Source organism: Mesorhizobium sp., from assembly GCF_024509055.1.
Lineage (GTDB): Bacteria > Pseudomonadota > Alphaproteobacteria > Rhizobiales > Rhizobiaceae > Mesorhizobium.
Genome location: NZ_JANINM010000300.1, coordinates 1 through 2,039, shown reverse-complemented (window position 1 = coordinate 2,039; position 2,039 = coordinate 1). Strand labels below are relative to the sequence as shown.

The 2,039-nt window shown below is 63.9% G+C and carries 2 protein-coding genes; both read left to right on the top strand.

All coding sequences use genetic code 11. The features are described 5' to 3' along the window. Positions 1-1,775: acyl-CoA dehydrogenase (locus Q0L57_RS13635; RefSeq protein ID WP_296743431.1), on the top strand; the 1,775-nt coding region annotated here is incomplete at its 5' end. 52 nt (positions 1,776-1,827) lie between these two features. Continuing rightward, positions 1,828-2,039: acyl-CoA dehydrogenase family protein (locus tag Q0L57_RS13630; protein ID WP_296743429.1), on the top strand; the 212-nt coding region annotated here is incomplete at its 3' end.

The following is a 2,039-nucleotide window of genomic DNA, read 5'->3' as shown; positions in this document are numbered from 1 at the left end:
TCCAGGACACGCTGTTCGTGCTCAACGATGTGCTGGGCTATCAGCGCTATTCCAATCTTCCCGGCTTCTCCGACGCCACGCCCGATGTCCTCGAGGCGATCCTCGCCGAGGGCGCGAAGCTCGCCGAGAACGTCATGCATCCGCTCAACCGGGTCGGCGACATGGAAGGCTGCGTGCGCCATGACGACGGCTCGGTGACGACGCCCAAAGGCTTCAGGGAAGCCTTCGACCAGTATCGCGAAGGCGGCTGGATGGGACTGGCGGCCCCCGCCGAGTTCGGCGGTCAGGGCCTGCCTTATACGGTCCACTCCGCAGTTTCCGAATACATGATCTCCGCCAACATGGCGCTGATGATGTATCCGGGCCTCACTCAGGGCGCCATCGCCGCCATCGTCACCCACGGCACCGACGAGCAGAAGGCCACCTGGCTGCCCAGGCTTATCGAGGGCGTCTGGACCGGCACCATGAACCTGACCGAGCCGCATTGCGGTACCGATCTCAGCCTGCTGCGCACCAAGGCCGTGCCGAACGGTGACGGCACCTACAGGATTTCCGGCCAGAAGATTTTCATCTCCGCCGGCGAGCACGACATGTCGGACAACATCGTCCACCTTGTTCTGGCCCGCGCCGAGGGCGCACCGGAAGGCGTCAAGGGCATCTCGCTGTTCATCGTGCCGAAGTTCAAGCTCGACGCCTCGGGCAATGTCGGCGGACGCAACTCGCTCTCCTGCGGCTCGATTGAGGAGAAGATGGGCATCCACGGCAATTCGACCTGCGTCATGAATTATGACGAGGCCGAGGGCACGCTGCTCGGCGAATTGAATGGCGGCCTGAAGGCCATGTTCACGATGATGAACGAAGCGCGCCTCGGCGTCGGCCTGCAGGGGCTTTCGATCTCGGAGATCGCCTATCAGAACGCAGTGTCCTACGCCAAGGATCGCCTGCAGGGCCGCTCGCTCTCCGGCGTCAAGGCGCCCGACAAGAAGGCCGATCCGATCATCGTCCATCCCGACATTCGCCGCTCGCTGATGACGATGAAGGCATTCAACGAGGCGGGCCGGGCGCTGGCGCTGTGGACGGCGATCAAGTCGGACGTTGCGCACCGCTCCGGCGACGACAAGGACCGCCAGGCGGCCGACGACTACACCGGCCTGATGACGCCGGTGGTCAAGGGCGTGCTCACCGACAAGGGGTTCGACCATGCGGTCATGGCGCAGCAGGTGTTCGGCGGCCACGGCTATATCGAAGAGCACGGCATGAGCCAGTTCGTGCGCGATGCCCGCATCGCCATGATCTACGAAGGCGCCAACGGCATCCAGGCGCTCGATCTCGTCGGCCGCAAGCTGGCGCAGAACGGCGGCCGCGCCGTGCAGGCCTTCTTCAAGGAAGTCGGCGAGTTCTGCGAGGAAAACCGCGCTGACGAGAAGATGGCGCCCTTCACCAAGGCGCTGAAGAAGGGCCTCAACGACTTGCAGGCGGCCACTATGTGGCTGGTCCAGAACGCCATGGCCAAGCCCGACAACGCAGGAGCGGCCTCGACCGATTACATGCATCTCTTCGGTTTGGTGGCGCTTGGCTACATGTGGGCCCAGATGGCCAAATCCGCAGAGGCAAAGCTTGCGGAAGGCGCCAACGGGACCGCCGCCTTCTACGACAACAAGCTGGTCACGGCGCGTTTCTTCATGGAGCGGATCATGCCGGAAACGGCGACGCGCCTTGCGCGTATTTCGAGTGGCGCGGACACGCTGATGGCGCTGCCGGCGGAAGCATTCTAGGTTTGGCGGGCCGGCACCGCCGGCCCACAATTGTCGGAACGCGGAGGAAGTCGTGGCGACAAATCCAGCCGAAGTCCTTGGCCTGCCAAAGCCCGCTTGGGCGGCGGACGAGGTCGGCATGCTCTACGACATGGCGTCCCGCTTCATGTCGGAAGAGATCGCGCCACGCTACGACGAGTTCGAGAAGAACGAGATGTTCGACCGCGAAAGCTGGCTGAAGGCTGGCGCCGCCGGCCTGCTTTGCGCCTCGATGCCGGAAAAATA